Origin of the sequence: Shewanella sp. SG44-6, from assembly GCF_014164185.1 — a bacterium.
GTDB classification, from domain to species: Bacteria; Pseudomonadota; Gammaproteobacteria; order Enterobacterales; family Shewanellaceae; genus Shewanella; species Shewanella vesiculosa.
In genome coordinates, this window is sequence record NZ_JACJER010000051.1 from 23,882 (window position 1) to 31,526 (window position 7,645).

A 7,645-nucleotide genomic window follows, 5' to 3' on the forward strand; every position below is an offset into this window, starting at 1 on the left:
GGACTGATTAAGGCGATGGATAAAAAGCTGTAGTCAGTTCGTCGTTGTTTGGCGAGCTAGGTCAAAAATGCTAAACAAGGATAACGATAATGGTATTGAATCACTTAATGGGGCTTTACACTCATCCGAAAAAAGAGTGGCAAACAATTGAAAAAAATCATGAAGCATTGAAAAGCAGCTTGAGTCATATATTGCTTATTGCGCTCATTCCTGCCGTTTGTGCTTATTTTGCAACGGCTCATATTGGGTGGCATCCAGGCGTCGGAGAACCACTATTTCTGACATCACAAAGCGCACTATTAATGTCAATTGCGATGTACTTTGGCTTAATTATTGGCGTTCTGGCTCTCGCCTACTTAGCTTTTTGGATGGGTAGAACATTTGATGCAGATCCAACCTATACTCAAGCGCTCGAATTGGCTTCCTATACTGCAACCCCCTTATTCATGGTCGGTCTTGCAGCACTCTATCCTGTATTATGGTTCATAATGGTCATTGGATTAATCGGATTATCCTATTCGGTGTATCTGCTCTATGCAGGAGTGCCCATCATTATGAATATACCTGAAGAAAAAGGTTTTATTTATGCCAGCTCAGTTGTTACAGCAGGCTTAGTATTGCTGGTTGCACTGATGGCAAGTAGTGTCATTTTATGGAGTATTGGTTTAGGCCCAATGATGCAATAATCATTTAGTTAAAAGATAACAAAAAGGCGCTTAAGGCGCCTTTTTTGTATCATTCATCACTCATTAAGCAAAGGTATCTCTTAACGGTACCGTTAAGTTAAATACTAAGTGATCAGCGCTGGAGTCTTTGCTGTCTGCGCAGAAATAGCCTTCTCGTTCAAACTGATAAGATTTCTCAGCAGGAGCATTGACTAAACTAGGTTCCACTAGGCCATTTAACACCACCAAAGACTGTGGATTAATGACCTCATCGACAGTTTCAAACGTCGCAGGATTTTCTTTGGTAAATAGACGATCATAGATACGAAACTCAGCTGGTTTCGCCGTTGCCGCGTCAACCCAATGAATCACGCCTTTAACTTTACGGCCATCGGCAGGGTTTTTACCTAAAGTATCTGCATCGTAACTACAATAAACGGTAGTGATATTGCCATCAGCATCTTTATCACAACGTTCAGCTTTGATGATGTAAGCATTACGTAGGCGGACTTCTTTACCGAGTACAAGACGTTTGAAATGCTTATTAGCCTCTTCTTTAAAATCTTCTACATCAATAAAAAGTTCTTTGCCAAAAAATAACTCACGAGTGCCCATAGCCTCATTATTAGGATGAGCAGGCGCCTTAATGGCCTCTGGTTGTGCATTAGGATAGTTTTCAATCACGATTTTAATCGGTCTTAAAACAGCCATTGCACGAGGGGCATGTTCGTTAAGCTCTTCACGGATACACGCATCTAGCATGCCTACTTCGACTAAGTTTTCTTGTTTAGTAACGCCTATACGCAAGCAAAACTCTCGAATTGATGCAGGAGTATAGCCACGACGACGAAGGCCAGCGATAGTTGGCATACGCGGATCATCCCAACCGTCGACTAAGTTACGGGTAACTAAATCGTTTAATTTACGTTTAGACATCAGAGTATATTCAAGATTTAAACGCGAAAACTCATATTGACGAGTACGGTTTGGTGCTTGAAAATCATCTAAATGATCCAGTACCCAGTCATATAAGCGGCGGTTATCTTGGAACTCTAACGTACAAATCGAATGGGTGATATTTTCGATCGCATCAGAAATACAATGGGTGAAGTCATACATTGGATAAATGCACCACTTATCACCTGTTTGATGATGGTGAGCAAAACGGATACGGTAAATAATAGGATCGCGCATGCACATAAATGGCGATGCCATGTCTATTTTTGCGCGCAGAGCACATTCACCTTCTTTGAATTCGCCTAGACGCATTTTTTCAAATAATGCGAGGTTCTCTTCAACACTAGTATCACGATAAGGGCTATTTTTACCCGGCTCTTTTAAGGTACCACGATGTTCTCTGGTTTGTTCCCCATTTAAGAAACAAACATAAGCGAGACCTTTGGTGATTAACTCAACGGCATACTGATGTAATTGGTCAAAATAATTTGATGAATAACGGATATCGCCAGACCATTCAAACCCTAACCAACGCACATCTTCCTGAATAGACTTAACATAGTTAATATCTTCTTTTTCAGGGTTAGTATCATCGAAACGTAAGTTACATTGACCTTGGTAATCTTTTGCGATACCAAAATTCAAGCAAATAGATTTAGCATGGCCAATATGTAAATACCCGTTTGGTTCCGGTGGAAAGCGTGTATGTACTTGGCTGTGCTTACCGCTTTTTAGGTCTTCGTCTATGATATTACGAATGAAGTTACTTGGACGTACTTCAGTGTCCATATGACTCATGGAATTCCTCTTGGCGCACAATGGCAATATGAATAAAAATAGATGATCCTACAGATCTTATGTAGTTACAACTCCTAGGCTTGAAAAAGTTAACCCGATAAAGCAAATAAACCCAGCTTTGCTGGGTTTATCGAGTAAATCAAAACGTTTTAGCTTAACTACTCAGTGATAATGCGTATTCCAGGAATAATTTGTTGAGCCTTTCTGCCCTTTTTGTTTAACCAAAAATAAAAACCAATCAAAGCCATAACGAAAAAGCCGATCCAACTGGCAGATTGCAGAGGATGCTGAGTAAAGGTAGCCCCTTGATATACAACTGTAGCTGAGCCGTAGGCTAATGAGAATGTCCAAATAGCAGCAAAACGCGCCCATTTGGTACCAAACTCATGCACCAAAGCTCCCATAGCCGCCACACACGGGGTATAAAGCAAAATAAATAACAAGTATGAGAACGCCGCTATCTGACTTTTAAAGCCCGTTTGCAGCGCACTGAAGGTCGTAGAGTCAACAGATAATGCGATGGCAGCTTCATCTAAATCACTAATACCCGCTATAGCAATCGATAATGGATCACCAGCCTCAATACCAAGTAAATTTGCAGGAATAGTGGCTAAACCTATTTTGACGCTATCCCAAATTGAAACCAGTTCAACTTGTTCGCCTTCATCATTGCTATATAAACTATTCAATGTACCGACGACAGCTTCTTTAGCAAAAATACCGGTGATAATACCTACAGTTGCCGCCCAGTTATCTTGCTCTATTCCCATAGGCCTAAACAATGGGGTAATTTGTTGACTGGCAACACTGAGCATAGATTCTTTACTATCTTCATGTCCAAAGGAGCCGTCAGTACCGATAGCATTGATAAAGTTAAGCAGTGTGACGACGATAATGATAGTTTTACCTGCGCCCATAATAAAGCTTTTAGTGCGTTTCGTGGTGCGAGAGAAAACCGCTTTAGATTTAGGCATTTCATAACTTGGCAATTCCATGACAACAGCGCTACTGGTTCCAGGCAAAACTGTTTTTCGTAATAATAACCCAGTACCAATCGCGGCAAAAATACCAATAATGTACAGTAAAAATACTAAATTTTGACCAGACTGCGGGAAAAATGCCGCGGCAAATAATGCATAAACCGGTAGCCGAGCACTGCAAGACATGAATGGCGCCATCATTCCAGTAACGATACGTTCACGCTCACTGCCTAAGGTTCTCGTTGCCATAATGGCAGGCACCGAGCAACCAAAACCAACAATCATAGGCACAAAAGCTTTACCCGGTAAACCAATGCGACGCATTAGACCATCAACAACAAAAGCTGCTCGAGCCATATAGCCTGAGCCTTCAAGTACCGAGAGAGCCAAAAATAGTGCCGCAACAACAGGAATAAAGGTCGCAACAGTTTGAATACCTTGGCCAACGCCGCCAGCCAAAATGGTTACAATCCAATCTGGCGAGCCTATTGACGACAACAAGGCACCAAAATGATCCACAAAAATAGCGCCAGCAGTAATATCAAAGAAATCAATAAATGCATTACCAACATTAATACTAAATAAAAACATTAGGTACATGATAAACAAGAAGATAGGGATACCCAGCAGTGGATGTAACACGACTTTATCAAGCCTATCGGTGACACTAACATGTGTGCCGGTACTTACTGATGCCTCAAACACCTGTTGAACAAAATCATAACGGGTGGTGGCGATCATAATATCGATGTCTTGACCGGCTTGTTCAACCCGTTGAGTACATTGTCTTACCGTGTCATGTAATTGGGTTTCACTGGAACCACAGTCATTACCATGGCTGTTAGCTAAAATAGCCAGTGCTTGTCCACGACTTAGCTCTGCAAGTCCTTGTGCATCATTTTGTATCTGTAAAGCAATAACACTTGCTTCTATATCAGCATGATACTGCAATAATAAAGATGCTGCGGTATTACCTTTTTTCAATAATGACAATAGTTCAGTTTGTAGATGCTTAACATCGGCTTGATTTCGAGAGCAAATTGCAATGACAGGACAACCGAGGCGGACCGACATGTCGTCAACATTAATGTTAATCCCCAGCTTTTTCGCTGCGTCAATTTTATTAATGACAACGATAATAGGAATGCCTAACTCACGTAATTGGGTAGTCAAATACAGATGACGCTCAACATTGGTTGCATCAACTAAGTTGATGATAGCGTCCACTTGTTGGTTTGAAAGATACGCTTGCGCAATTTGTTCATCGAGTGAACAATCACAACTATTTCCGGCTGGTAATAAATCATAAATACCGGGTAAATCGGTGAGAAAAATATCTATACCAGAGTCACTAAACTTCCCAGTCTTCTTTTCTACGGTAACACCGGACCAATTACCCACCTGCTGGCTAGCGCCAGTAAGGGCATTAAAAAGAGTCGATTTACCCGCGTTTGGATTGCCCACAGTGACACAATGAAATTGTTTAGTCATTTTTTAGAACTACCTCGATAATATCGGCTAAATCACAACGCATACATAGTTTACTGCCACGTAAATCTAACTCAACACCCGAGCCCATAGGGGCACGGCGAATAAAATGAAAACGAGTGTTGGGAGTAATGCCCATGGATAACAATTTACGTTTAACCGTTTGCGGTAAAGTTAATTGACCGATTTCAGAGATAATTGCCTGATCACCTGGCTTAAGTTCACTCAGCTTCATGTAACACTACCTTCAACAACATTAATAACGCTAAAAATTTTATCTGAACTGAACCAGTCAAACTCAAATCTAGATCAAAGTTTCACTTGTTAACGAGAATAGTTTTCAGTTGTATTACGTATTATGTGACAAATGCACGCTAGAATATAGTACCAAGAAGATTTAATTTTATTTAAAGACGCGATGAGTAAAAGCGTTACTCTCTTTGCGCTGTCAACAATCCCATGTAGCAATCATCTGACCATATTTGATCAATACAGTTATTATGTCTTAACGTTCCTTCAAGAATGAAACCGACTTTCTCAAGGACTCTACGTGAAGCGGTATTGTGTTGGTCACAAATACCGATGTATTTATGCATATTAAATTGCAAAGCTCCCCAGTCGGTTACGGCTCGCAAGCTTTCAGTAGCGAATCCAAAACCGTGCTTTTCTGGCGCAATAAGGTAACCCACCTCAGCTCTGTTTAATTGAGCATCATCACATCGAAAGCCAATAAGGCCGACAAACTCATTCGTGTCGATCTGCTCAATGACCAGAGATAACCATTCACCAGATTCAAATTGCCAAGCGGCTTTACGTTGCTCAAATTTAGCAACGATATCTGACTCAGATTCAATAAGGCGAATATATTGATTTATATCTTTATCGAGGTGCAAGCGAAGAAAGTTCGGCCAATCCTTCGTTTGTAAATTTCGTAATATCAACCGATCGCTAAAAAGATTTATGTCCATACACCCTCTATTTCTTATCAAGAAAAATGGCAGCCTAGGCTGCCATTTTTGATACTTAATTAATACACACTAGGCGCGACTAGTCACTTCAAGTAAATGATAACCAAATTGAGTTTTTACAGGTCCTTGAACAACATTTAACGGCGCACTGAACACTACTTCGTCAAATTCTTTGACCATCATGCCAGGACCGAAAGAACCTAAATCACCACCCTGTGCTCCAGACGGGCAAGAAGAGTTTGCCTTAGCAATCTCAGCAAAATCGGCGCCGGCTTCGATCTGTTGCTTAAGTGTTTCACATTGTTCCTGATTACTCACAAGTAAGTGTCTAGCTGTTGCTTGTACCATGATATGGCTCCTATAAATGTAATATCTACTAAAAAATAACACTAACATAATGACAAAATGATGACACCATTTAGTCACCAAACTTGTGCAACATTATTTGGTTGATTCAGATTCAATCCAATCAGCAATCTTGTTTTCCATCACCGCCATAGGTAAAGAACCTGACGTTAACAACTGGTCATGAAAAGCTTTAAGGTCAAACTTGTCGCCAAGCGCTTTTTCGGCATCAGCACGCAATCTTAAAATTGTCAGTTGCCCCACTTTGTATGATAAGGCTTGACCAGGAATTGCCATATAACGCTCTACTTCAGCAATGATATCGGACTCTGCCATTGGTGAGTTGTCCATCATGTATTGAATAGCTTGCTCACGACTCCAACCTTTGGCATGAAGACCTGTATCAACCACTAATCGCATAGCTCGAAGCATTTCATCTGATAACTTACCGAAATACTGATAAGGGTCGTTAAAGAGGCCCATTTCAACACCTAAATACTCTGAATACAGTGCCCAACCTTCTTCAAACGCAGTATAACCTTGGAAGCGTTGAAATTGCGGCACCTCGGTCAACTCTTGCTTAATTGAAATCTGAAAGTGGTGACCAGGTGAAGCTTCATGCAAAGAAAGGGTTGTCATTCCCCATTTCGGCTGCGCTTTTAAGTTATAAGTATTGATATAAAAGATCCCCGGACGAGAGCCATCCACAGCAGGAGATTCATATGATGCACCTGCTGCCGACTGTTCACGGAAACTTTCTACTGGTTTAACAATATAATCGGCCTTTGGCATCACATTAAAATACTGCGGTAACACCTGATTAATTCTATTTTTAATGGTCATATAACCATCAATTAAATCTTGTCTATCTGTAAAGAAATACTGAGGTTCTGAAGATAAAGAGGCAAAAAATGCCTTTAGATCACCGCTGAAACCAACTTGTACTCTAACTTTGTCCATTTCGGATAAAATACGCGCAACTTCAGATAATCCAATTTGATGTATCTCATCGACAGGCAAAGTGGTAGTTGTGTGACTATTGGCTAAATGCTGATACCAGTCTTTACCATTAGGTAATCCCCACCAACCATCAGAAGCACGGGAGTTTGGTAAATAATCATTCTTTACGTAATCACGCAACTGAGTTAAAGCAGGTAATAATTCGGCATTGATGAGTTGAGTATACTCAGTAGTAAGTTGTGATTTTTGTTCCGCAGTAAAATCATCTGGTAGCAAGTTTATCGGTGAATAAAATATACTACTCTGTGCATCCGTAACAAGTTGAGCATCTAACTGAGGAATGATGCGCTCCACAAGTACTCGTGGTAATACGACTTTGCTAGCGATGCCCTCGTCCATTCGTTGTTGGGCAAGCTTGGTCCAGTTAATAAATCCACGTAAACGAGCCAACCAATTTTGATAATCTTTTACCGTCTTAAATGGT

7 protein-coding genes are annotated in these 7,645 nt (G+C 40.7%); 1 reads left to right on the forward strand and 6 read right to left on the reverse strand.

What is annotated here, in order from left to right:
* Positions 1–89: 89 nt before the first annotated feature.
* A complete protein-coding gene (locus tag H5185_RS10990; protein ID WP_124016399.1) occupies positions 90–686 on the forward strand; it encodes a Yip1 family protein in 597 nt (198 codons plus the stop codon).
* 63 nt (positions 687–749) lie between these two features.
* Here the strand turns inward: H5185_RS10990 and glnS are convergent, their stop codons facing one another.
* The 6 genes from glnS to H5185_RS11020 form a co-directional block, all read right to left on the reverse strand.
* The gene (glnS, locus tag H5185_RS10995) at positions 750–2,420 is read right to left on the reverse strand and encodes a glutamine--tRNA ligase (protein WP_182697033.1); all 1,671 of its coding nucleotides are present in this window, start codon (positions 2,418–2,420) and stop codon (positions 750–752) included.
* A gap of 158 nt (positions 2,421–2,578) precedes the next feature.
* A complete protein-coding gene (gene feoB, locus H5185_RS11000; RefSeq protein ID WP_182742093.1) occupies positions 2,579–4,891 on the reverse strand; it encodes a Fe(2+) transporter permease subunit FeoB in 2,313 nt (770 codons plus the stop codon).
* Entirely contained in the window at positions 4,884–5,123 is a 240-nt protein-coding gene (locus H5185_RS11005; RefSeq protein WP_011638067.1) for a FeoA family protein, read from the reverse strand. The genes feoB and H5185_RS11005 overlap by 8 nt, the downstream gene beginning before the upstream one ends.
* 196 nt (positions 5,124–5,319) lie before the next feature.
* Positions 5,320–5,856 (reverse strand): GNAT family N-acetyltransferase, encoded by a 537-nt coding sequence (locus H5185_RS11010; RefSeq protein WP_182697035.1) that lies wholly within the window; start codon positions 5,854–5,856, stop codon positions 5,320–5,322.
* Between the two features lie 69 nt (positions 5,857–5,925).
* Positions 5,926–6,204, reverse strand: a complete 279-nt coding sequence (locus tag H5185_RS11015; RefSeq protein WP_124016395.1) for a peptidylprolyl isomerase — start codon at positions 6,202–6,204, stop codon at positions 5,926–5,928.
* A 93-nt stretch (positions 6,205–6,297) separates the two neighbouring features.
* On the reverse strand, positions 6,298–7,645 hold a 1,348-nt coding region (locus H5185_RS11020), incomplete at its 5' end, for a DUF885 family protein (protein ID WP_182742094.1).

Bases quoted from the DNA above. Each gene is read 5' to 3' on its own strand.
- H5185_RS11015 (WP_124016395.1), bottom strand. From the start codon at position 6,204: ATGGTACAAGCAACAGCTAGACACTTACTTGTGAGTAATCAGGAACAA.
- glnS (WP_182697033.1), bottom strand. From the start codon at position 2,420: ATGAGTCATATGGACACTGAAGTACGTCCAAGTAACTTCATTCGTAAT.
- H5185_RS11005 (WP_011638067.1), bottom strand. From the start codon at position 5,123: ATGAAGCTGAGTGAACTTAAGCCAGGTGATCAGGCAATTATCTCTGAA.
- H5185_RS10990 (WP_124016399.1), top strand. From the start codon at position 90: ATGGTATTGAATCACTTAATGGGGCTTTACACTCATCCGAAAAAAGAG.
- H5185_RS11010 (WP_182697035.1), bottom strand. From the start codon at position 5,856: ATGGACATAAATCTTTTTAGCGATCGGTTGATATTACGAAATTTACAA.
- feoB (WP_182742093.1), bottom strand. From the start codon at position 4,891: ATGACTAAACAATTTCATTGTGTCACTGTGGGCAATCCAAACGCGGGT.